We start from the raw sequence: 24,836 nt of genomic DNA, 5'->3' as shown, positions 1-24,836 counted from the left end.
TACAGAAATGAAAAAGATAATATCGACATTGCTTGGAACTCTTGGCTTGCTGGCTTTGGTACTGAGTTGTAATAACGATTTTTTGGATAGACAACCACAGGGTCAATTCAGTGAATCCGATGTTGCCACTTTGGATGGTGTCAACGGTCTTCTGCTTGGAGCATATACCATGGTGCCTGGTGGAGGTTTGGAAGGTCAAACATGGCATAACGACATTCAAAACTGGGTGTTCAATTTGGCCTCTGATGATGCCTTGAAAGGAACCGATGCTGGTGACCAGCCAGAGCAATCCTTTATTGAGGCATATGACTTCCAATCGTTCAATGTTCATATCCGTGACAAATGGAGAGGACTTTACAAAGGTGTTGCCGCTACCAATAACGTTATCAAAACTTTGGAAAAAGTAGAGGATGCTACCGAGGAGCAAAAACAAGAGATTATTGCTGAAGCTCGATTCCTAAGAGGATTGTTCCATTTTGAAGCTAGAAAAATGTGGAGAATGCCCACTTATATTAGCGATGAGAACTTTGATCTTAACGACCTTGAAAGCACCAAGATCCCGAACGACCGTGAGATCTGGCCTTTCATTGAAGCTGATTTTGCCGCAGCGGCCGCTGTTTTGCCAGAAACGCAAAGTGAAGTGGGAAGACCAACAAGTTGGGCAGCCAAAGCCTTTTTGGCAAAGGCCAAAATGTACCAGGGATGGAATTCTGATGGGTCTGCCAATGCAACCAAATTGAATGAGGCCAAGCCTATTTTAGAAGACATCTTGAACAATGGTCCATTCTCTTTGGTGGACAAGTACCAAGACAATTTCCTAGTGGCTACACGGAACAATTCAGAATCTATTTTTGAAGTTCAGTATGCCATCAGCAGTGCTACCGGTGATGCTGCCAACAGAGGTATCGGTTTGGCTCACCCATACATTGATCCATGGGGTTGTTGTGGTTTCTACCAAGTATCCCAAAATCTGGTGAATGCTTTCAAAACAGAAGGCGGACTACCAATGTTGGATACTTTTGATGATGCCGATGTGCCATCAACTGTAGATCCGGTGACTACCTTGTCAACTTATAATGGAACATTAGATCCACGTATCGACCATTCCGTGGGTAGACCAGGTATCCTTTACAAAGGGTTTAAGATTTACCAAACCGATTTCGTTCGTGACCTTACCTATGCCGGACCATTCTTCAGTATGAAGCATGTTGCAGAACCAGAGGCATTCGGACAAGGTGGATGGGGTAACCTTTCTGCCAACAACTACAGGCTTATGCGTTTGGATATGATCATCCTTTGGTTGGCAGAAGTTGAGGTTGAGGTTGGAGATTTGGAAGTGGCCAGAGGTTTGGTGAACCAAATCAGGGCCAGGGCTGCAAATCCAGATGGTTTTGTTCCAATGGCTACCCAAGGTGCTGAGCGTAATGACTTTACCATTGTTGAAGGAACTCCTGCTGCCAATTATGACATTGCTGAATATACCACGGCTTGGACCGATAAGGATGTGGCCAGGCAAGCAGTACGTTTTGAGACCAGATTGGAATTCTCCATGGAAGGTCACCGCTTTTTCGATCTTCAACGTTGGGGAATATCCTCTAGTGTTTTGAATGCATATTTGCAAAGTGAATCACAGCACAGGACCTATTTGTCAGGAAGATCTTTCCAACAGAATAAGAATGAGTATTTCCCAATTCCTATTGAGGCTATCGATAGGTCTGTGAAAGACGGTGCGCCAACCTTAACACAAGATCCAGCGTACTAAAAAAATGATTTTTTATTTTTAGAATTAGTAGCCTAACAATCAAAAGGCCATGATATTTTTTTATCACGGCCTTTTGAAATTATTGGAAATTGGTGATTTTAACAGGTGAAAAACCTGTCCAATAAGCTAAACAAACTAACATGAAAAAGTGTATCCCCCTTTTAATACTTGCCATTTTTTTTGCTTCATGCCAAAAGGACCCATTGGTTTTGTACAAGCAAAAACATGCTGATGATACCGGTATTCACTTCAACAATAACATTGTGGAAACGGATAGTTTCAACATTCTAACCAGTGAGTACATTTTTAATGGCGGTGGGGTGGCCGTTGGAGATTTCAATAATGATGGCAAAAGCGATTTGTTGTTCACAGGAAATCAGGTTGCAAATCAATTGTATCTGAACCAAGGAGATTTTAAGTTCAAGGAAGTAGGCAAGGAATCGGGTATTGGTGCAGAGAACAAATGGTGCACCGGAGTAGCGGTGGTCGATATCAATTTGGACGGATGGTTGGATGCCTACATCTGCACGGCCATGAAGGAAGAAGGGGAGCATCGAAAAAATTTACTCTTCGTAAATCAGGGTCTTGATAAAAACGGAATTCCAATTTTCCGTGAAATGGCGGCTGAATATGGCATTGATGACCCTAGCAACAGCATGAACGCCACTTTTTTTGATTATGATAAAGATGGGCTTTTGGACCTTTACGTTTTGAACAACCAACAGGTACACACCTTGCCCACCAACTATCGTCCAAAAATCAATGATGGTACGGCCATAAGCAATGATAGGTTATATCACAACAATGGGGACGGTACCTTTACCGATGTCACCATACAGGCCGGAATCATTTACGAAGGATTCGGTTTGGGGCTTGCCATTTCCGATCTGAATTATGACGGATGGCCGGATATTCACGTAAGCAACGATTATTTAACCAATGATCTTCTCTATATCAACAACGGGGATGGAACCTTCACCAACAAAATAGAGGATTTTATAAAACATCAAAGTAAGTTTTCCATGGGATCCGATATTGCGGATTATGACAACGATGGTTTCTTGGACATTATTACGTTGGACATGTTGGGGGAAACCAACCAACGCATGAAAACTACAATAGGGAGCACCAATTATTTGGAGTACATTCTGAACGAAAGATATGATTACCAATACCAGTACATGCGGAACATGTTGCATAAAGGTTCCGGTGTTGGAGGTAATTTTAGTGAAATCGGTCTTATGGCCGGAATATCCAAAACCGATTGGAGTTGGGCACCTCTTTTTATGGATGTGGATAACGACGGATATCGCGATCTATTGATTACCAATGGATTTCCAAGGGATGTAACAGATCGGGATTTTGGAGATTTTAGACTGGGAGCGGCATCGTTTTTATCTCCCGCTCAAATCCTGGATTCCATTCCTGTGGTGAAAATTCCAAATTATGCCTACCGAAATAAAGGAGACTGGACCTTTGAGGAAGTCGGTACCCAATGGGGTTTGAATATTCCCTCTTTTTCGAATGGAGCCGTATTTGCCGATCTGGATGGTGATGGCGACTTGGATTATGTGGTCAACAATATTAACGAGGAAGCATTTGTTTTCGAAAACCAGTCCGAAAATGAAGCTTTTGGTAAGAATAATTCTCTCCGCATTCAATTAAAAGGTAGCAAGGAAAACCCTTTGGCCATCGGCACAAAAATATTGATTCACTACGGAGATGATCAACAACAATACTACCAACACTATCTCAGTAGGGGTTATATGTCTTCCATGGAACCCATTGTGCATTTTGGTGTGGGAACCAATCCAACCATTGCCGAGGTCGAAGTGCAATGGCCCGATGGTAAATACAGTAAATTGAATAATGTGCCTGCCAATCAAGTGGTGCAATTGGATTATCAATCCAGCCAAAACCAAGAAAATCCAGATATTTTGGAGCTGAAAACCAATCCGTTGACAAATCCAATGGTGGCAGAGGTGTCTACACAAATGGGAATTGACTATAAACATATGGAGCAGGATTTTGTGGATTTCAATTCCCAACAAAGGATCCTTCCGCATAAATTGACACAAAATGGACCATGTCTGGTGGTAGGTGATATTAATGGTGACACTTTCGATGATGTAATTATTGGAGGTTCGGCAGGGTATTCACCCACTATCTTATTCCAAGATAGCTCTGGAAATTTTAAGGAGCACCAAATGTTTACGGACAAAAAGGATATGGGTCATGAGGAATTGGGTATGGAGTTGTTCGATATAGACAACGATGGGGATCTTGATCTTTATCTGGTTTCCGGTAGTAATGAATTTCCTGTAGGAAGTGAATTTTACAACGATCGTATGTTGATCAATGATGGTAATGGAAATTTTACTGTGGATGAAAATAGGATGCCCAAGATTAATGCCAGTGGATCGGTGGTCCGGGCAATGGATTTTGACAATGACGGTTTTATGGACCTTTTTGTGGGCGGAAGAACCCCGGCAGGTCAATATCCCATGGCCGAAAGGAGTTATTTGCTTAAAAATGAAAATGGAATTTTAAGGGACATTACCCAAGAGTGGGCTCCTGAACTGGTACAAATCGGAATGGTTACCGATGCCATTTGGACCGATTTCGATAAAGATGAGAGACCGGATTTGGTTGTTGTTGGCGAATTTATGCCTATCACATTTTTCAAAAATAAAACCACATCGTTTCAGAAAATTGCAGCAACTGGATTGGAAGGTAAAATAGGTTGGTGGGAATCCATCAAGGCCAAGGATATGGATGGCGATGGCGATATTGATTTAGTCGCCGGCAACTTGGGCAAGAACAATTTTTTTCAACCTTCTGAAGAAAGACCTGTCCATTTGGTCACCAAGGATTTTGATGCAAATGGTACCCAAGACCCTATCTTCTTTGCCTATTTGAAGGATAAAAACGGGGATTTTCAACCTTATCCTGTGAATTTTTGGGGCGATTTGAATTTGCAAAGCCCACTTTTCAGGAAAAAGTTCGATTACTTCCGCGATTATGCGGAAGCTTCTCTGAATACTCTTTTTAGTGAGGAGGAATTGAAAGGCGCATTGACCTTGGAAGGCAATTTTGATGAAAGTGTTTATATAGAAAACTTGGGAGAAGGCAAGTTTGCTTTGCATACGCTACCCATTGAAGCGCAATTGGCCCCATTGAACGACATACTCCTGACCGATGTGGATGGAGATGGGAACGTGGACATCCTTGGAGTGGGGAATGACTTTGGTAACGAAACCTTCATTGGAAGATACGATGCTTTCAATGGGGTGTATTTAAAAGGGAATGGCAATGGAAAATTTGTATCGGTAAAAACAAATACCAGCGGGTTTATGGTCCCTGGAGATGCAAAGGCAATTGCCACAGTGAAAAATGCAGTTGGGGAAAGTTTGTTTTTGGTGACACAGAACAAAGGAAAATTATTGGTATTTAAACAATTTTCCGGTCCCAAGAGCAATCAAAAGATGGCGCTTTAGAAAAGGGCCATGACCAAAAAAGAGGTCAATCTAATACAACATGATAAAGCGGGTTAAAATTCATGAATTTGAAGATGTTTTGTTTCAATTGATTGTGTTTTAACTCTTTGGATGAGCTAAATTTATTTGAGTTAGTTTTTTATTATGCTGTTAACTGGTCTTCAAGATTTATTTATGGATTAGTTTCCGTCAAATTTTGAGTTAGTTGAGGTTTAATTCAAGTTTAGTTAAAAGCAATGTTGTAATTGTTCAACATTGCTTTTTTTTAGCTTGCCTTTTACATCATCATTATATGTTAAAGCTTAGTTAAAAAAAATGTTTGGAAAAATAGAAAAAGATTTGAAAGTAAGTTGTAGATTACATAGGATGGCAATATTATCTGGGTAATGTTCCCCTGCCTGGATAAGGTTGGATGCCTTCAAGGGCATTGATTTACAGCACAATAAACTAACTAACTAACACTCCAATGTCGCTAAAGAATATATTGGTTATACTGCTTTTCTGGGCAATGGCGCCAGCATATAGTCAACACGAACCACCAAAAAGACCACCGTTACAACTGGATTCCTACTTTAGGGGAATTGAAAGACTGGTTGATGAACAACGGTTGCCAAGTTTGGAAGCGCTCCTCGAACAAAAATCACATGCCGAAGGCAAGGAAAGGGTAGATCTCTGTTTGGAATTGTTTACACGGTACATTTTCAAATCTACGGAAAAGGCAAAAAAGTATAATGATGAAGCTCACCAGCTTGCTTCAAACATGGGCTACGATGGTGCGTTATTAAGAACCAATTTGAACCAGGCCTTTATTTTTTTCATCCAAGGTGAATTTGATAGTGCCATTGACCTTATCGATCGGGTCGAAACCAATGACAAGTGCCAATTTTATACCGAAATAGAAGCAGATGGTGAAACCCTCAAATCCTACATTTTTACAGAGAGGGGAGAATATGATCTGGCATACGAGACCGCATTGAATTTATTGGAGAAAGGGGAGGCGACAAAGAACCAATATTGCATGATGAGGGCCTATTCTGCCATATCCCACTTTTATCTCAGATTGGGAGAATATGATAAGGCTTTGGAAAATTGTTTAAAGGGACTTGATTTTATACTTGAATTGAAGGAGGTACGGTACGTTTTTCCAAAGATTGACGAAATGGCCAGAATGACACACAAGCTTCGTGGGAGCAAGGAAGCCCTTAAAATTTATGATTTTTACCTAGAGCTTGAACAATCCTTTGGAAGCCCGGGAAGTTATATTCAGAGCGTGGTTTATATGAACATAGCCACCATCTATATAGAAGAATCTGAATTTAAGCAGGCTGAGGACTTTCTCCTGAGAGCACAAAATATTATTGACTCCAACAATTACAGGTTTAGAAAACCACGTATTCATCTGCTCACTGCCGACCTGCACTTAAAAAAGGGGGATAGTATCAGTGCCAAAAGGGATTATGAATTGGCCTACGAGTCCGCTAAAGGAATCAATGCCTTTGATGTGATCAAGGAAGTGAGCAAATCGTTGGGTTCCATAAACAGGGCATTGGGCAAAAAACGCGAGGCTGCATTTTTTTCTGATCTGTATCTTAGGGTCAGTGATTCCCTGTTCTCTATTGAATCGGAGCAACGGGTAAAAATATTGGAGGCCAAAAGAAGGATTTCGGAAATATCTAAGCAAAAAGAAATTCTTGAGATCAAAGCAGAGGTTCAAGATGAACGCTATCGCTTTATGACCATCATTTTTGTGCTTACCTTGGCTTTGGGCAGCATCGCTACCTTCTCATACTTTAGAGTCAGTAAGAAAAACAAATTGTTATTTGCAAGGACCAAGGAATTGGCCGTTGAAAAGCTGAACCAAAAAAAGTTGGTCGCTATGGATAAAGTTAGAAATCCCAGTGGGCAGGTGGTCAAAGAAAGTTCAAGATCAAATTATATGGATGAAGATGTCAAGGAAATTATCTTGACAAAACTCAACCGGTTGGAGGACGAAACCTTTTTTCTGGATCCCAAATGCAGTCTTCGCAGTCTGGCCAATACATTGCAAACGAATCAAAAATATCTTTCGCAGGTTATTAACCACGAAAAGAAATCCAATTTCAATAATTATATCAATGAGCTCAGGATCAATCATTTATTAAATAGGTTGTTGGAAGATAAAGAGTACAGGAACAGCAAGTTGACCTATATTGCTACAACAAGTGGGTTCAACAATCTGAATACGTTTTATTCAGCCTTTAAAAAGCGTTTGGGGATTTTGCCTTCCTATTTCATTGAAAAGTTGAATGAAGAGGACGAGTCGATCATTTGGCGATCAAAAGATTGATTGCCACATCAAAAAAATTGTGATTGCACAGGGCAAATAAAAAGGGTTCTCTTTTGGAGAACCCTTTGTAGTAGCGGGAACTGGACTCGAACCAGTGACCTTCGGGTTATGAGCCCGACGAGCTACCTACTGCTCTATCCCGCGATATGGACGGCAAATATACAACCCTTTTTACATCATTTCCAAATGAATCTCAATATTCTTCTTTCATTGGGTACAATCCAGTCTAAAATCCATAAATTCGGGATTTTGACTTTATGGAAGCAATAAACGATTTTCTCACCAGTATTTTACCCTACACGGAATGGCCCATGTTCATCCTTCTAATTGGTGGGGGACTCTTTTTGGTTTTTTATTCCAGGTTTATTCCTTTCCGGTATTTTGGACATGCACTCGCAGTGGTATCTGGGAAATATGATGACAAGAATGCCCAGGGCGATGTAAGTTCGTTCCAGGCATTGTCTGCCGCCGTGGCCGCAACCGTGGGACTGGGCAATATTTCTGGCGTGGCCATTGCCATACATGATGGTGGGCCAGGTGTTGTTTTTTGGATTTGGATTACAGCCCTTCTGGGTATGGGCATTAAATTTTACTCCGGAAGCTTGGCCATCATGTTCCGTGGCACCGATTCCGAAGGAAAATTACAGGGCGGCCCAATGTTTTACATCACCCAGGGGATGGGGAATTGGGCAAAACCCATGGCCGTATTTTTTAGTATTTGTGGGTTGGTCGGATTCTTGGGGGTCTTTACCGCCAATCAGTTTACCGAAGCATTTATGGGCGTAGTAAAACCTCATGAAACCTTGTTTGTCACATCGGAATACAATTGGAAATTGGCCATAGGGTTCTTTTTGGCCATCGTTACCTCTGGGGTCATTTTTGGGGGATTGAACAAAATTGCAAAGGTAGCATCTGCCATTGTGCCCTTTATGGTGGGAGTTTACCTATTGGCCGTAATATTTGTAATGGCCAGCAATGCGGGTGATATTTTCCCTGCCCTTAAAATGATTTTCGTTGAAGCCTGGAATTTTGATACCATGGTCACCGGTGGATTTTGGGGATTGGTCATAATCGGTGTTCGAAGGGCCATGTTCTCCAATGAGGCAGGTTTGGGTAGCGCACCCATGTACCATGGCCAATCCCGAAATAATGAACCTACCAAGGAAGGCCTTGTGGCCATGTTGGGGCCTTTTATTGATACCATTATGGTCTGTAGCTTCACTGCAGTGGTTATCATTTTGAGCGGGGCTTATTTGGAAGATGGCAGCGGCATTACCATGACCATGTCCGCTTTTGAAAAAACATTGTATGGCATCGGGGATACTTTATTGATGGTGATCGTGGCCGCTTTTGCACTTTCAACCCTGTTTACGTATTCCTATTACGGGGTGAAGAGCCTTTCGTTTTTGACCAATCCAAAAATTGGAAAATGGTATAACGTGTTCTTTGTCATTATGATCGTATTTGCAGCTGTGGCCTCTTTGCAGCTTGTCAAAAATCTTATCGATCTATCTTATGCCTTGATGGTGATTCCGAATATGATCGCAGTGTTGTATCTTTCGCCCAAGGTAAACGCAGCCTCCAAACAATATTTTCAAAAAATGAAGAAAGGTGCATAGATCGGGCTTTGTAAATATCATTGGAAATCCGAATGTGGGTAAATCCACATTGATGAACGCCTTTGTGGGTGAAAAACTTTCCATTATCACTTCCAAGGCGCAGACCACCCGCCATAGGATTTTGGGCATTGTGAACGGGGAAGATTTTCAAATGATTTTGTCCGATACCCCCGGAATCATTAAACCAGCTTACGAACTTCAGACCTCCATGATGGATTTCGTGAAATCCGCTTTTGAGGATGCCGATGTGTTGTTGTATATGGTGGAGATTGGCGAAAAGGCACTAAAGGACGAGGAGTTCTTCAAAAAAATCAAGAACAGTAAGATTCCAGTGTTGTTGCTGCTCAATAAAATTGATACTTCCGATCAACAGATTTTGGAAGAACAGATCCAATATTGGCAAGAGCAGTTGCCCAGTGTAGAGATCCATCCCATTTCCGCCCTGGAAAATTTTAATGTGAAGGAAGTATTCGAAAGGATTCTAGAACTGCTTCCTGAAGGACCACCGTATTACCCTAAAGATCAGCTGACGGACAAACCCGAACGTTTTTTTGTGAACGAGACCATCCGTGAAAAGATTTTGCTTCACTATAAAAAGGAAATTCCCTATTCCGTTGAGGTGGAAACCGAAGAGTTTTTAGAAGATGCGGACATCATCCGAATCCGTTCCGTGATCATGGTTGAGCGTGATACGCAGAAGGGAATCATTATCGGTCATAAGGGTAGTGCCCTAAAAAAAGTTGGGGTAGAAGCCCGAAAGGATCTCGAAAAATTCTTCGCCAAGCAGGTGCATATCGAACTCTATGTGAAAGTCAACAAAAACTGGAGGAGCAATGCCCAACAGTTAAGACGATTTGGCTATAACGGATAGGTTTCCTCAAATTCTTTGAAACCCGGAAATGGTTTCCCTGAACAAGGATTTCAGTTGTTCCATTTGTCCTTCCCCTTTCGATTTTCCCAAACGCCCAAACGCGTATAGGGCAAACCAGAGCAACACCAAAAAAAACATGCCCACCATCAAAAAAGTAATGTCCTTACCCAATGAATGGTTGGAATAGGCAAAAATCCCCAAGATCACAAAGAGCGTCCCCACTCCAAAATGAAGAAACATGAAAAACGTCCAAAGCGTTGGGTTGGGCCCAAAAACACCTCTAATGTTGCTTATTCCTTCCTCATAGGTAGAAAGTTCAAGGTGTAATTGTGGGGTCCAAAAATTGGTGTCTGCCTTTCGGAACTTGATAAAAACATGCTCATCTAGCCTGCTGATCAAAAATCCTTCCTTTTTGCAGCCATCATAAATATGCTTTAAAGCCTCCATATCCGTCTTTAAGGCAACATGGAATCGGGGCCTTAAAACGATCTCATTGGTCAGGTCGCTCATAACAGTTTGAAAATGATAAAAAAAGGTATCATTTTTTCTTCATAATAAATGGTACTTTTGCCAAAATTTAATGCAGATGGGAGCTATTGTAGCTATCGTAGGGAGGCCCAATGTGGGCAAATCCACTTTTTTCAACCGATTGATCCGTCGCCGTGAAGCGATAGTGGATGCCGTGAGTGGCGTTACCCGTGACCGTCATTATGGAAAAAGCGACTGGAACGGCAAGGAATTTTCCTTGATCGATACCGGTGGATATGTGCTTGGGAGTGATGACGTTTTTGAAAAAGAAATCGATAAGCAAGTGGAATTGGCCATCGGGGAAGCGGATGCCATCATTTTTATGGTGGATGTGGAATCTGGTGTGACCGGGATGGACGAGGACGTGGCCAAGTTACTCCGCAAGGTGAATAAACCTGTTTTTTTGGCCGTGAACAAGGTAGATAATGCCCAACGTGTGGCCGATGCAGTGGAATTCTACGCTTTGGGGCTTGGGGAATATTTTACACTTTCCAGTGTGAACGGAAGTGGTACAGGAGAATTGTTGGACGCACTTGTTAAGGTGTTGCCCGATATTCAAGAGGAAGAAAGTGAATTGCCCCGTTTTGCAGTGGTAGGTCGCCCTAATGCAGGGAAATCATCCTTCATCAATGCTTTGATTGGGGAAGACCGTTATATTGTGACCGATATTGCCGGAACCACAAGGGACAGTATTGATACCAAATACAATCAGTTCGGATTTGAATTCAATTTGGTGGATACTGCCGGTATCCGGAAGAAATCCAAAGTGAAGGAAGATTTGGAGTTTTACTCTGTAATGCGTTCCGTTCGCGCCATTGAGCATTGCGATGTTTGTATCTTATTGATGGATGCCACCCGTGGTTTTGATGGTCAAGTGGAGAATATTTTTTGGCTGGCACAGCGCAACAATAAGGGTATCGTGATTCTGGTGAACAAATGGGATTTGGTGGAGAAGGACACGAACTCAGTAAAAGAATATACGGCCAAGATCAAAGAAGCCATTTCCCCTTTTGAAGATGTACCAATTCTGTTCATATCGGTATTGAATAAACAGCGGATCTATAAGGCCATTGAAACAGCAGTGGAAGTGTTCAAAAACCGTTCTAAAAAGGTGCCTACCCGAAAATTGAACGATATCATGTTGCCCATTATTGAGCATACTCCGCCACCAGCGTACAAGGGTAAATATGTGAAGATCAAGTTCTGTACCCAGTTGCCGACACCGTATCCACAGTTTGCGTTCTTCTGTAATCTACCGCAATACGTGCGGGATCCCTACAAGCGGTTCTTGGAAAATAAGTTACGGGAGAATTTCGATTTTACGGGCGTGCCGGTGACCATCTTTATGAGGAAGAAGTAGGGTTTTACTGCTCAGAAGCCAAAAGAACTTCCAGTTTTTGCTGAATCCGGTTGCCGGAGTTATCCACAGCCGTAAGGATATATTCCCCTGGTTCAATGTCCAGAATAAGTTCGTGGAAGTTTTCCGTTTTGCCCATATAGGTGCCGTCCAAATACCAATATACGATGGCATTGTTTTGTTGATGTGCCAATTTTAATAGGATGTCCTTGGTTTTGGTTCCCAGGTCTTTTGGGAGCAATACCGCTTCATTGGCTTTCGGATAGATGAATTCCATCAATTGGTTCTCCATTTCCGAACAATTGGCCAAATAAGAGGGCAATTCCTTGTAATTGGGGTTGGAAAGCGCATAATAGTACTCGATGGTAGGAGGGAGCACGAACCAGTTTTTGGCTTTCATATTTTCCAAAGGATAGCATTCCGAGTTTACACGATAGGTTTCCGATGCATCCAAAAACAATTGCTGGTGGAAAGGGCAGGGGCCACTTCGAGTACCATAAGTAGGAACATATTCTTTTTTTGCATCGTCACAAAAGACCGAAGCCCGATAACCACTTTGCGAACACACTTCCACTTCAACTAGATCATCAAAAGGTTCCTGGAACCAACCGCTGTGGGGAAGGGCATCCAAAACTTGAAACAACAAAGGAGCTGCTGCTGTGATTCCCGTTAATCCGGGCCTTCCTTCGCCATCGGCGTTACCGGCCCAAACCCCAATGGCATATTCGGGTGTTACCCCAACCGCCCAGGCATCCTTAAAACCAAAGCTGGTCCCGGTTTTCCAGGCAATCGGTTGGGAGGAATCAAAAAAGTGCCAGTTTTCATCTCCTTCCGGACGGTTTACTTCATACATGGATTGAAAAGTGGAATAGATAGCCCCAGCTCCAAAAATGGGTGGGTCAAATTGCTGTGTTCCCAAATCAATTTCTGTATTGGATACATACGAAGGTTGCACAAATTCATGGGTGCGATAGGTGCTGGAATGGTCCACAAAATAGTTTAAAGTGGAAGCCATGGCGGCATAGGTCTGCGTGATTTCCCAAAGGGAACTTTCGGCCCCGCCGAGTATCAAGGATAGCCCATAATAGGAAGAAGACTTGTCCAACGACGCCATGTTCATTTTTTTGAGTTTGTTGTAGAATTTTGGCAAACCGTATTCTCGTAACAATCGCACGGCTGGAACATTCAGGGACCGTGAAAGGGCCCTGCTGGCCGGTACGGCACCCACATGTTTTTTATCAAAATTTTGAGGATGATACCCGTTAATCACGGTCGGTACATCTTCTACCAAACTATGAGGCAGCAATTGTCCTTCGTCCAACAGGGACGCAAATAAAAATGGCTTCAAGGTGCTTCCCGTACTTCGTTTTTTGGTGATGATGTCCACGTAATTGGCATGTTCCTTTCCCGAAGGGGAGTTGCCCACATACCCCAACACTTTTCGGGTTTCCACATTGAGCACTAAAATAGCCAGATTATGGATTTCGTTTCCCTTCAATTGATGGTAGTGTCTTTCGGCCAAGAGGTTCAATCGTTGTTGCAATGTCCTGTCAATTGAAGTTGTAATGCGTTGTCCCGGGTGTTCGGTTCTTATGCGCTCCGTAAGATGGGGAGCCACATCTGGTAACGGAACCGGTTTTTGAGGAAGGGGTTCTGCTTTGGCCAGTTCATAGGTGGTTTCATCCAAAATACCTTTATCCTTTAATTTTTCCAGCAACCGATTTCTCTTTTCAAGAAAAATGGACTCATTTCTTCCTGGAAAAATAAGGGCCGGTGCATTGGGCAACACTGCCAGAGAGGCTGCCTGGCCCCAACTCAGTTCATGGGCCGGAATACCAAAATAGCGCCAAGCCGCGGTTTCCAACCCAACCACATTGCCACCAAAAGGGGTGTGGGAGGCATATAATCTGAGAATTTCTTTTTTGGAATACCTCAATTCCAGTCGTGTGGACAGGAAGATTTCAACCACTTTCTCCCCATAGGTCCGTGACTTGTTCTTTCGGCTCAAACGGATGACTTGCTGGGTAATGGTGCTGCCACCCCTGCGGGATTTTTTGGTCAGGTTATGACCAATGGCCTTAACAATGGAAACGGGATTAAAACCGGGGTGTTGGTAAAAATATTCATCCTCAAAAAGAAGAACGCATTCCTCAAAACGTTTGGGGACGGAATCCATTTCAGGAAACCGCCATTGACCGTCATTGGCAATCCGCGCTCCGATCAAAGAACCATCGGCGCTGTTTACCACGGTTGAGGTGGGATCTTCAAACAGATTTTTAGGCAAACAGAACAACCACAAGACCAAGAAGGCCATAAAAATGGCCAACTTGATCTTATGTCGGTATGCAAACCTTTTTAATCGTTCCCAAAAATTGATCATTCGAAACACATCACTGTACCACTTTAATCCAATTTCCTTTGTTTCGTGCTTGGTAGTTGTTGTCGTACATGGCTTCTACTTGGGCTCCCGGCAAATAGTAATCTCCAAGGAAGGAGGCATTTAGTTTAACAGTAAACGTGGCCGACTTGCGTGCCCCAAGGTTAAAATACAAATGGGTGCGATCGTCACGGGTATCCACATGATCTGCCTTAGATGCATTCGGATTGTCCCCGCCAGCAAAAGAAGTGTCCACAATCTCCCAACCACTGGGTACAATATGGGTCAACGCCAAGTTGTCGACATAGTCATTGGAACTATTGAAAACGGTAATTTCTGCTTGAAATTCAGTTCCTTGCCGTAGTTCAGAAACATCCATGGTATTTCCCATGGCATCTTTATAAACCACATTGAGGTTGAGGTTTTGTTGAAGGGCCAATTCCTGTCCAACGGGTAATTTTCCGGTCTGGGTGAGGGTGGCATAAATGGTGTTCCCTTGTTTGTTCTTCACCTGTATTTCATTTTTGAAGGAGGTGATGGTGAGCCCTCTTTGTGCAATGACCCTATCGGTCTTCACTGAAATTTCCTTTCCGTTGCTGGTATAAGTTAGGTCGATGGACTTGCCTCCATTTTTCATGACCATTTTGGAAAGGGACAATAAGGCAAAAGCCGTTTCCTGCGTACTGTACCAATTTTGGGAAGAAAGGTCCTTGGCCAAAGAAATGGACAAATCCCTCTGTTTGGAATCTCCTAAGATCACCAATGTTTCCAGTGCCATGGCCCTATTTCTGAAAACGGAACCATAGGTTCGGTAATCATAATTGCTTGGTGTAAAGTTGATGTTTGCCTTTTGGGCGATTTCTTGGGCCACTTCTTTTTTCCCGGCCAGTGCATAGGCAGCTGCCAAACGCCATTTGGCTTCATTGCTCAAGTTTTTAGTTTCCCGAAGTCGGTTCATGGCAGCCAACTCGGGCTGTTGCGCCAAAGCCAAGGTGTACAGGCGATACGCTTGGGAAATATCATCGTTATAACCAGAACTTTGATTGCTCCATTGACGGGCTGCCGTCTTTTGATATTTCAACCAATTGGTCAAGAACGTCAACGGTAGCTGATAACCCTGCTGTTTGGCTTCCAGCATAAAATGACCTGCGTAGGACGTACCCCAATCATCGGCATTTCCATAACCAGGCCAATAGCTGAGTCCACCGTTCGGGGTTTGGAAATCACCCAATTTTTTGATGGCTGCCTTTACATTTTTCTCAATATCCTTTTTCTTTTCAAAAGTGATGTCCAACACATCCGCCAAAAACAATTGTGGGAAGGCCGCCGAGGTAGTCTGTTCCACACAGCCATGGGGATATCTCAACAGGTAATCCAATCGCTTACTGAAATCCATTGGAGGCAAAGTGGAGAATTCGATAAAAGCCTCGTTGGTGCCAGAAGTGCCAAACGTTTCAAAAGGAATGGCCATGCTGCCATTGGCATCCACAGTGAATAACTCGCTTTTGGTGGTGATGGGATTTGGATTTTCCACATCGATTTCGGTTTTGCTGCTCGCACTTTCCCCTGCACCACTGGCCGTTACGGTTATGGTTTGGAAGGAGGAAGCAGGTTTCACCTTAAAGTCGAAGTTTACGATTTGTTCCCCAACAGCATTGAAGGTAATGTTCTTGGTTGTTTCCCCAATAGCCTCTAACGCTTTACCGGCATTGATGGAAACTTTTACATTTTTCACTTTGGCTTCCATGGCAAAAACGGTAACCGGAATGGTCACGGTTTCTCCAGGAGATAATTTTCTCGGGATGGACGTCAACACCATCAAAGGTTTACGAACCGGAGTGGTTTTTTCGGCGTTTCCGTAGGCACTGTTCAAGTTACCGGCAACGACCATGGTACGAACCGAGCCTACATAATTTGGCATATCGATGGTGTGAGATGCTTTTTCTCCAGCCTTCAGGGTAAAGGGACCCAAATAGGTGACGACAGGTTTAAAGCGTTGGGCCTTTCGATTTTTCGCCCCGGCGCCAATATCACCCCCACCGATGGCGTAGATGTTGTCCACGCTCACGGAGTAGGCACCCATTACATCATCAAAAATGTCAAAAGTTTTCACTCCTAGCGCTTGTCTTGCATAAAAAGAAGCATGGATGTCCGGGGTCCTAAAACGCGTCAAGTCCAAAAGTCCGTCATCTACCACAGCCAAAGAATAGGTCATGGGTTTTTTGTTGGTTTCCGAAACAGTAACCTTAAACGATGACTCGGGTTCCAGAACTTCGGGCATCGAAATTTGAGGTTCGAGCATTGTGGCCGGGTTTTCCACCAACAATGGCACCACTCCGTACAATCGGATAGGCAAATCGTTGGTGGCCTGTCCGTGCGGTTGCAACAAGGAAATGTTGATGTAGGCATTCGGAGCCATTTCTGCTGTAATCGGAATGGTGGCCTTGGTCTCCTTGGCAGAAGTTTCTACCCATTGTTGGGACAATACTTCGGTACCGTTTTCAATGCTGATCAAAGCCCTTCCACCTTTATCCGAAGGGAAAGTGATGTTGGCCTGTTCTCCCAATTTGTAGTTTTCCTTATCTGCCGAGAATACCAAGATCTTGGAGCTTTCGGAATCTCCGGATGGCCTTTTCCACCAATTGCGATAAAAATAAGCTGTACGCCCAGTTGCATGTCCTGCTTCATCGATCACTCGAATTAGGAAACGTCCGCCATCATCATCGGGTACCTTTAGGTTGAAGTTGGCCTTGCCGTCCGCTCCGGTGGTAACCGTCATTTCCTTGAACGGACTGTGAACGGATGCATTTTCATATCGGGATAGGTTATCGTACCCACGGTTCCACCACCAACGCCATTCAATTTTATAGATCTGAACTTTCAGTTTTCGATTGCCAGACGGTTTACCTTGATCATCCACAGTAATCACACTAAAGGAATTATTCTCATCGGTCATAAAAGAACCGTATTGCTTGGCCTCTGGGGATCGTAATCCCACAAAATAGGGGTAGGGCGCCACATTTTTGGTGAACACGTCTATGGAAAAATCCCCGCCACCTTCAAAAACCTTGGTAGTGAAAGTTGCTTGTAACATGCCTGGGGCATTACCGTTCACATTGATTTTTTCGTTGATGGCCAACTCACCGTTTCCATCCAATTTGGAAGAGATCCATTGCAGTTCGGTATCATAAAAGTCGCGTGCCGGATCTTGAAAAACATAATCCTTCAGTTTTGGGAAGGCATTGGAAGCTTTGCTCAAGTTGGCATTGATATCAATTTTGAGGTTGCGGGCGGGAGCTCCGTGCAACCATTGTACGATGGCCTTGCCGCTATTATTTGAGTTGGCCTTCAACACTTCGTTATCAAAGGAAAAATCCACTTTTAACCGGTTGGGTTTCACCGTGGCCACCTTAAGGTATTTGTTGAATTGGGCACCGCCCACAATCACTTTAGCGGACCAATTTCCCGTTGGGGCATCCGCTTGGGTCGGTATAGGGAAATAATAGAATTTGTTCTCTTTTTTGGCGAACAAGCCTTCAGAAATGGGCAAAGTACCTTCGGTCAGCACATTGCGCTGTACCAATTTTCCACGGGCATCACTTACTTCCAAAGTTACGGGGTGACCTTTGGGCAACGGATTGGCTTTATCGTCCAAAACAAAGGTGAGATGGATCACATCGCCAGGACGGTGAACCCCTCTTTCAGTATACAGGAATCCTTGAAGTCCCCGCTGCAATTCTTCTCCGTAAACATCGAATGTACTCAAAGACAGTGCGTTGCCATCCAAAAGTTTGGCATAGGCAAAATTGTTGTTCTTTTCCGCGACGGCAAAAGCAACGCTCTTATCCCCGTCATAAATGGATAATCCGGAGGCATCCGTGGTCACCTCTCCCAACAATTGTTGTTGATAATTGTACAGTTTTATCTTGGTGTTGGCTTCGGGTTGGGTGGTCAATAAATTGGTGGCCGCAAAATGATAGGAATGGTTTTTTCCTTTTTTCACGATCAAGCCAAGGTCGCTGCCTAAAAGATTGGTGGATGCAATCCTGTCATAGTTGTAATACGCCTGGTGACAAGGGTTGTCGCGGTTCTCCCAATCGTAATCATAGTCCCTCCAATAATAGATCTCGTTGTCCCAATAGCGTTCTTCCATGGATTCTTCATCCGCGCTGGACTTATAGGTTTCCGTTTGATCTTCTGTTGTTTCAGAATCATCACAGGAATAGGTAGTGTGCTCCTTTTTAAAACTGAATTCAACTCGGTACAAGGAACCTGGGTTGACTTTGATCAAGCTCGACAGGTCAAGGGCGTGGGCTTTCCAATAACTGGAATTTTCTTCCCCATTTTCTGCAAGGGGAAGCACTTTGAAGGCCACCCTTCTTCCCACTGGTCTGAAATCGGGACTGTAGCTTTCTGTAAGGTCATTGTTCTGCAGGTATTGTAGCATGTTGTTCTCAAAAACCTGGATCACTCGGACTTCAACGGCTGACAAATTCACCGTCTCAAAATAGATGGGCGTGGAAGCGGCATTGGGCAGAATGGTTCCTTTGGAAATCAATCGTACAGCAGGTTTCAACTGTTCAAAAGAAACCAGTTCGGAAAAAGTGTTCTTCAAGGTAAACCCATATTCGCTTTTGATTCCCTCAAAAGCATTAACCCGTACTTCACCCAAAATCCGGTTGGAAGGGTACACTCTAAGTAAGTTTCCGTTTATCTCATACCGAAGGCTTTCGGCATTTTCAATGGTCACCAAACCGTTCAGGTTTTGATTTTGTTTCAGCGGTTCCGAGAAATTCAACGTTAGAACAGCATTAGGGGATGAAGTGGTCTTGGCATCCACCACAACAAATTTGTTCAATCCGGGAATGGTGAACTTTTCCGAACCTTCGTTTTCAATACTAAGTTCCTTTCCGGTCCAACTGATGGTGAGCTCGCTATCTTCTGTTTTTCTAGAGATGCTATCAATCTTAAAACTGAAGTACTGGGCATTTTCCGAAGCGTTGTCCCAGCTTACGGGAACATTTTTATCGCCCTGCTTTACGGAAAGAATGCTCTCTATTTTGGAGGCATCCAAAATATCGGAAGCATCCAAGGTGCCAGTTAAATATTGCAGCTCTTTGCTGTAGGATTGCAAGTTGCCCAAATTGATCTTAAAGTTTGGGGTGATGGTCTTGAAACTAAAAGTATAGGTCTTAAATTCCTTGTCGATGTTCTCGAACAGTTTGTTCAGGGCCAAAGTGACCACATATTCCGTGTTCGGTTTTAAATATTCGGAAGGTTGAAAGGTCAGTTCCCGACCGTTTTCAATGATCAATTTGCCATCCACCTTTGGTGAAATTTGTAAATACTCCTTGGGCAATTCCTGGTTCAGTTCAAATTGCTCCAATTGTTGGGCCAGAGCAATGGTAATGGGAGCAGAAATGCTTTGGTTGCCATGGGTATGGTAACTGATATAATCCTTGAATTTGAAGAGATTGTCCGTCACAACAACGGCCTCCTTTTTTTTACAGGATGAAACAAAAATCAGGAAGGCAAACAGGGTGATTTTTAATAACCGGGACATGGCAAAAAGTATAAAAAATTAATCTATGAATTTGGTACAACAATATAGCCAAAAATAGGGATGGGATCCCGGTAAGTTGATGAATGGGGTGTTAGGATTTACGAACGATTTTTTAACAACGGATTTGTTACGTGCGTTTTTTATGATTTTTTTATGCCCAAGCGCAATTTTCCTTGAAATTTTCTCAAAGTTTCGTTAAAAGGATCGCTAATAAAATTTCAATGCAATATTTTGGTTCACAGCTAAGTCAATCAAAAACAAACTGCCATTTGAAAAAAATCTACGTTTACCTCGTTTACGTTTCCCTATTTTTTTGTTTTTCCTCAATGTCCGGCCAAGAATTTTTGGTGAAGGGCAAAATTGTGGATGCCGCCACGGGAACCCCTATTGAAGCGGCTACGGTTTATGCCGAAACCATAAAGGACAGCACTTTGGTCACGTACACCATCACCAATGCCGATGGACTTTTTGCCTTGGAAGGAAAATCAGCCTACAAAAACCTTCGGTTGGCCTTCTCATCCAACGGTTACCAATCCGTGGCCCAAGAAGTAGAGTTAAAACCTGAAGTAACCCTCGGTGATATTAAACTTGAAGAGCGGGTGCAACAACTCGCGGGAATCGATGTGATCGGGGAACGGGTTCCCATCACCATCAAAAAAGATACGTTGGAGTTCAATGCGGATTCCTTCAAGGTCCGGCCCGATGCCACGGTGGAAGATGTGTTGAAGAAACTTCCCGGAGTGGAAGTGGACAGCGATGGAAAAATCACCGTGAACGGCAAGGAAGTAAATCAAGTGTTGGTCAACGGGCAGGTGTTTTTTAGCACCGACCCGAAGGTGGCCACAAAAACCTTGTCCAAAGATGTGATTAGCAAGATTCAAATTACCAATACCAAGACCAAGGAGCAGGAGTTTGTGGGTGATGAAGGGGATGGGGAGACTAAAACGATCAATCTTACGCTCAAAGAGGACAAGAACAAAGGCTATATGGGTAGATTATCAGGCGGTTATGGCACGGATGATCGGTACCAGGCCAACGGATTGCTCAATTATTTTAACGATACCAAGCGCATTAGTGTTTTGGGGAGTACCAATAACATCAATAATCCTGGGTTTTCCTTTGACGAAATTTATGAAATGGTCGGAAATTCCCGTGGAGGAGGCTTTAGCTTTAATAACAATGGAGGGTTTGCCATAGGCAACATGTCGTTCGGGTTTGGACAGGGGATTACCACCTCGTCCACGTTGGGAGCCAGTTATGCGGACCAGGACAAAGGCAAGTATAAAACCGACGGCAACTATTTTTATGCCTACAGCGATTCGTACAATGACGAAAAAACGTTCCGGGAAAACATTTTACCCGATGGTAGTTATTTTACCGATACCGAATCCAGTTTTGTGGGGGCTACCATTTCCAATCAAGGGGCTGCCAATTTGGAGTTTGATGTGGACAAAACCACTAGGATCACTATCCAGCCCAATTTGAATGTGAACAGCACGCGTTCTACAGATGCGTCCAACACGGTTTCTACGGATGAGGATGGAAATTTAATCAACAGCAGTACCAGTTTACAGACCACGGACGGTTTCCAAAGAAACTTTAGCAATCGATTGGAGATCATGAAAAAACTTGACACCTTGGGTAGTTATGTCCGTGCTTATTTTGATAACAACAACCGGGTGAACGATTCGGAATCTTTTTTGAACACACAGCGCAGTATTTTTGGGGACAACCCCAGTGAGCAGACCCAAGATCAGCGAACCATGATCGATAATTCCAACGATTCCTATGAGTTGGGAGCTTCGTACCGTCACTCCCTGAACAAAGATCTATATCTGGATTTCCGATACAGCTACAACAACAATGAGCAGAACAACGAACGGTCTGTTGCCGATTTTGATGAGGTAACAGGTGACTATGTTTTCAATTCAACGTTGAGCTCAGATTTTAACTTCAATGTAAACAAACACATTCCCGAAATCGGGTTTGGTTCCAACGGAAAAAAGCTACGGTTCAACTTTCGGGCAAGGCTGGAACAGATAGGTTTGGACAATGAGGATTTTATTCAATCCACCACCTTTTCCAAGGATTACAGTAATCTTTTGTTCAACTCATACCTAAATTATGACATAGGTAATGGGAAAAGATTCAGCACGAATTACAACACCAATTTAAATGTACCTTCGGTCAACCAGTTACAACCTGTTCCGAACGTTAGCAATCCCTTGAACATCATTATAGGTAACCCCAATTTGGGCCCAGAGATCAATCATAATATCTATTTGAATTATAACAATTACAACTGGAAAGATCGGACCGGAATCTTTGTTTATTCTGGGATGACCCTTGAAAAGGACAAGATTGTTTCAAGCACTACCACGGATGAAAATTTTATCAGGACCACCAATTATCAAAATGTGGCAGGAAACTACCGGGGTTGGATGGGTATCAGTTATTCCAAGCAAATCAAAAAGGATAGCCTGTACACCATGAAGTTTACCATCAATCCATACGCCAATATCAGCCGTCAAGTCGGTTTTACCAATGGGAGTAGGTTAGAGGCCAAAACCCTCAACCTGAACCCAAGGATCGGGTTGTTGTTCAACTTTAAGGAAAAAATAGAACTGGAGCCAGAATACCGATTGGGTATCTATTCTACTCGATATAATCTTGATAATGTGAACGATATCGATTACATCACCCATAACTTGGCCTTTAAGTTGACGACCTTTTGGCCTGAAAATTTGGTCTGGGGGAATGATATCACCTACAGCTACAATGGAAATTTAGGGTCTGGTTTTGATAAGGATGCCATTTTCTGGAACATGAGTTTGGGACTTCAGATGTTTAAAAAGAAAGCCACTTTAAAAGTTTTGGCCTTTGACTTGCTCAACCAGAACATCAACTCACAACGAACTACCGGACAGGATTTTATTCAGGATTATCAGGGAACCGTACTGAAGCGTTATTTTATGGGAAGTTTGACCATCAAATTCGATTCCTTTGGAGGTAAAGGAGCACCGAACCAGCGTGGAGGAGGTCCAAGGTTTATTAGGTTTTAGGAAGATGTGATTTTCAGGGAAAATGTGTCTTGGAAGATTTTATGTGGGTAAAGCTACCAACCTCCAGAGGCTCCTCCGCCTCCAAAGCCACCTCCACCGAAGCCACCACTAAAACCACCTCCACTAAATCCGCCACCGCCGCCAAATCCACCGGAAGAGCCGGAACTACGGCCCATATTGCTGAGGATGATCATGTCCCAAATGTCAAGTCCACTGCCCCTGCGGCCACCATTGCCGCCACCACCTTTGTTTTTTCTGCTCCAAAGAATGATCAGGATCACGATGAAAATGATGAAGGGAAACAGGGCTTCAAATGGGAATCGGGTAGCATTACCAAAGGTGCGGTCCTCACTGAACTCTCCTGTCAATACTTTAAAAATGGCATCGGAACCTTTGTCAAGACCAGCGTAATAGTCACCCTTTTTAAACTCGGGGATGATGACGGATTCGATGATGCGCTTGGACATTAAATCGGTAAGGGAGCCTTCCACACCGTAACCGGTATTGATGGCGATCCTCCGGTCGTCCCTGGCCAAAAGTACAAGAATACCATTATCCTTGTCGGCCTGACCAATGCCCCATTTGTGGCCCCATTGCGCACCAAGATAGGTAATGTCCTCTCCCTCGGTGGAACTGATAATGGCCACTACAATTTGTGTGGAAGTACTATCGGAATAACGGATGAGTTTCTGTTCCAACTCCCTTTTTTGGGAAGTGGACAAGAGGTTTACATAGTCGTAAACGCTTGTCTGAACATTGGGTTTTTCGGGTATGGTGAATTGCCCCCAAGCCAGTGAGACACATAAAAAAGCAAGTATGAAACTACCCTTTGGAAATGGCATCGCTCAGCTCGTTGGTGTCGTTTTGGTTCCATGGAAAATGGGACTGCAGTTCCTTTCCGGCCATTAAAACCCCTTCAACGATTCCTTGTTTAAAATTTCCTTTTGAAAAATGCGAGGCCATTGTGTCCTTAGTGGTTTCCCAAAATCCATTCGGCACGGCTCTGTCTATGCCTGTATCCCCATAAATGACGAATTTTTTATCGTCCACGGCCACATAGATCAACACACCATTGTTTTCCTTGGTGTTATCCATTTTCAAAAAGTGGAAAATTTGCTGGGCCCTGCTAAAATGGTCTATTTTGGCAGAGGCCTCAATATGGACCCTGATTTCGCCGGAAGTGTTCTTCTCGGCCTCAACAATGGCATTGATGATGTCCTGCTCCTCCTCGGCACTCAAAAATTCCTCTACGTGCGACATGTTCGGCATGCTTAATTGAATTCGAAGTTCACATCGGGGGCATTTTCTGCTCCTGGTTTGGAAGTGAAAAGCGCCATAGGATCAAAATTGCCCAAACTGGCCACAAAATTGGTGGGAATTTGTTGGATCTTGATGTTGTACTCCCCGGCCAAATCGTTAAAACGGTTTCGTTCTACATTGATTCTATTTTCAGTGCCTTCCAATTGGGATTGGAGTTCCAGGAAGTTTTGGTTAGCTTTTAGGTCAGGATAGCGTTCCACCGTGACCAATAATCTGGACAGTGCAGAGGAAAGTCCGGCCTGTGCTTCCTGAAACTGTGCCATTTGCTCTGGGGTGATGTTGTTCGCATCGATTGTGGTGGAAGTAGCCTTTGCCCTTGCTTCGATAACTTCCGACAAGGTGGTGCGCTCAAAATCGGCAGCGCCTTGAACGGTTTTCACCAAGTTTCCGATCAAATCGCTTCTACGTTGATAGGAACTCTCCACATTGGCCCATTGTTTGGTCGCCTGACCTTTCATGTCCACAAGTTTGTTGTTGGTGCTCACGTACCAACCGCCAATAAGCACTGCGATAACGATCAGTACTATGATGGCAATGATGCCTTTTTTCATTTT

At 43.5% G+C, this 24,836-nt stretch carries 13 protein-coding genes and 1 tRNA gene; 7 read left to right on the top strand and 7 right to left on the bottom strand.

The genetic code is table 11. From position 1 onward, the window contains the following. Positions 1-7 precede the first annotated feature (7 nt). The 3 genes from LKX84_RS05590 to LKX84_RS05580 all read left to right on the top strand — a co-directional run bounded on the left by LKX84_RS05590 (position 8) and on the right by LKX84_RS05580 (position 7,585). Positions 8-1,762, top strand: coding sequence for a RagB/SusD family nutrient uptake outer membrane protein (locus LKX84_RS05590; RefSeq protein ID WP_228236153.1), 1,755 nt, complete (start codon positions 8-10; stop codon positions 1,760-1,762). 140 nt (positions 1,763-1,902) lie between these two features. After that, the gene (locus tag LKX84_RS05585) at positions 1,903-5,259 is read left to right on the top strand and encodes an FG-GAP-like repeat-containing protein (RefSeq protein WP_228236152.1); all 3,357 of its coding nucleotides are present in this window, start codon (positions 1,903-1,905) and stop codon (positions 5,257-5,259) included. Between the two features lie 466 nt (positions 5,260-5,725). Next, entirely contained in the window at positions 5,726-7,585 is a 1,860-nt protein-coding gene (locus LKX84_RS05580; protein ID WP_228236151.1) for a helix-turn-helix domain-containing protein, read from the top strand. A 71-nt stretch (positions 7,586-7,656) separates the two neighbouring features. Here LKX84_RS05580 and LKX84_RS05575 read toward each other — a convergent pair. Then, positions 7,657-7,729, bottom strand: a tRNA-Met gene (locus LKX84_RS05575). Between the two features lie 113 nt (positions 7,730-7,842). Here LKX84_RS05575 and LKX84_RS05570 point away from each other — a divergent pair. After that, positions 7,843-9,204, top strand: a complete 1,362-nt coding sequence (locus LKX84_RS05570) for an alanine/glycine:cation symporter family protein (protein ID WP_228236150.1) — start codon at positions 7,843-7,845, stop codon at positions 9,202-9,204. Next, positions 9,197-10,075 carry a GTPase Era gene (gene era / locus LKX84_RS05565; RefSeq protein WP_228236149.1) on the top strand — a complete coding sequence of 293 codons (879 nt, stop codon included), beginning with the start codon at positions 9,197-9,199 and terminating at the stop codon, positions 10,073-10,075. Before LKX84_RS05570 ends, era begins: the two co-directional genes overlap by 8 nt. 6 nt (positions 10,076-10,081) lie before the next feature. Here the strand turns inward: era and LKX84_RS05560 are convergent, their stop codons facing one another. Then, positions 10,082-10,585 (bottom strand): GTP-binding protein, encoded by a 504-nt coding sequence (locus LKX84_RS05560; protein WP_228236148.1) that lies wholly within the window; start codon positions 10,583-10,585, stop codon positions 10,082-10,084. A gap of 76 nt (positions 10,586-10,661) precedes the next feature. Here LKX84_RS05560 and der point away from each other — a divergent pair, with 76 nt between their 5' ends. Beyond that, positions 10,662-11,963 carry a ribosome biogenesis GTPase Der gene (gene der / locus LKX84_RS05555; protein WP_228236147.1) on the top strand — a complete coding sequence of 434 codons (1,302 nt, stop codon included), beginning with the start codon at positions 10,662-10,664 and terminating at the stop codon, positions 11,961-11,963. A gap of 4 nt (positions 11,964-11,967) precedes the next feature. Here der and pbpC read toward each other — a convergent pair whose 3' ends face one another. After that, entirely contained in the window at positions 11,968-14,340 is a 2,373-nt protein-coding gene (gene pbpC, locus LKX84_RS05550; RefSeq protein WP_228236146.1) for a penicillin-binding protein 1C, read from the bottom strand. 10 nt (positions 14,341-14,350) lie between these two features. Beyond that, positions 14,351-19,900, bottom strand: a complete 5,550-nt coding sequence (locus LKX84_RS05545) for an alpha-2-macroglobulin family protein (RefSeq protein WP_228236145.1) — start codon at positions 19,898-19,900, stop codon at positions 14,351-14,353. Positions 19,901-20,247: 347 nt separating this feature from the next. Between LKX84_RS05545 and LKX84_RS05540 the strand changes: the two genes are divergently transcribed. Then, positions 20,248-22,962 carry an outer membrane beta-barrel protein gene (locus LKX84_RS05540; protein ID WP_228236144.1) on the top strand — a complete coding sequence of 905 codons (2,715 nt, stop codon included), beginning with the start codon at positions 20,248-20,250 and terminating at the stop codon, positions 22,960-22,962. Positions 22,963-23,015: 53 nt separating this feature from the next. On the opposite strand, the gene LKX84_RS05535 is transcribed toward LKX84_RS05540, so the two are convergent. From LKX84_RS05535 to LKX84_RS05525, 3 genes are read right to left on the bottom strand one after another with little or no spacing between them, the layout of a single operon-like run. Beyond that, complete coding sequence (locus LKX84_RS05535; RefSeq protein ID WP_228236143.1) at positions 23,016-23,804, bottom strand: TPM domain-containing protein; 789 nt, start codon at positions 23,802-23,804, stop codon at positions 23,016-23,018. Further along, positions 23,785-24,222: a TPM domain-containing protein gene (locus tag LKX84_RS05530; RefSeq protein WP_228236142.1), complete on the bottom strand. Its 438-nt coding sequence runs from the start codon at positions 24,220-24,222 to the stop codon at positions 23,785-23,787. Before LKX84_RS05530 ends, LKX84_RS05535 begins: the two co-directional genes overlap by 20 nt. An 11-nt stretch (positions 24,223-24,233) precedes the next feature. Further along, entirely contained in the window at positions 24,234-24,833 is a 600-nt protein-coding gene (locus LKX84_RS05525) for a LemA family protein (protein WP_228236141.1), read from the bottom strand. Positions 24,834-24,836: the final 3 nt, after the last annotated feature.

The organism is Allomuricauda sp. M10 (genome assembly GCF_020782875.1).
Classification (GTDB): domain Bacteria; phylum Bacteroidota; class Bacteroidia; order Flavobacteriales; family Flavobacteriaceae; genus Flagellimonas.
This window is presented reverse-complemented; position numbering and strand designations above follow the sequence as displayed.

What these genes read in the sequence shown, in the direction of transcription:
- LKX84_RS05590 (WP_228236153.1), top strand. Translation starts at nt 8, where the DNA reads ATGAAAAAGATAATATCGACATTGCTTGGAACTCTTGGCTTGCTGGCT.
- LKX84_RS05585 (WP_228236152.1), top strand. Translation starts at nt 1,903, where the DNA reads ATGAAAAAGTGTATCCCCCTTTTAATACTTGCCATTTTTTTTGCTTCA.
- LKX84_RS05580 (WP_228236151.1), top strand. Translation starts at nt 5,726, where the DNA reads ATGTCGCTAAAGAATATATTGGTTATACTGCTTTTCTGGGCAATGGCG.
- LKX84_RS05570 (WP_228236150.1), top strand. Translation starts at nt 7,843, where the DNA reads ATGGAAGCAATAAACGATTTTCTCACCAGTATTTTACCCTACACGGAA.
- LKX84_RS05560 (WP_228236148.1), bottom strand. Translation starts at nt 10,585, where the DNA reads ATGAGCGACCTGACCAATGAGATCGTTTTAAGGCCCCGATTCCATGTT.
- der (WP_228236147.1), top strand. Translation starts at nt 10,662, where the DNA reads ATGGGAGCTATTGTAGCTATCGTAGGGAGGCCCAATGTGGGCAAATCC.
- pbpC (WP_228236146.1), bottom strand. Translation starts at nt 14,340, where the DNA reads ATGATCAATTTTTGGGAACGATTAAAAAGGTTTGCATACCGACATAAG.
- LKX84_RS05545 (WP_228236145.1), bottom strand. Translation starts at nt 19,900, where the DNA reads ATGTCCCGGTTATTAAAAATCACCCTGTTTGCCTTCCTGATTTTTGTT.
- LKX84_RS05535 (WP_228236143.1), bottom strand. Translation starts at nt 23,804, where the DNA reads ATGCCATTTCCAAAGGGTAGTTTCATACTTGCTTTTTTATGTGTCTCA.
- LKX84_RS05530 (WP_228236142.1), bottom strand. Translation starts at nt 24,222, where the DNA reads ATGTCGCACGTAGAGGAATTTTTGAGTGCCGAGGAGGAGCAGGACATC.
- LKX84_RS05525 (WP_228236141.1), bottom strand. Translation starts at nt 24,833, where the DNA reads ATGAAAAAAGGCATCATTGCCATCATAGTACTGATCGTTATCGCAGTG.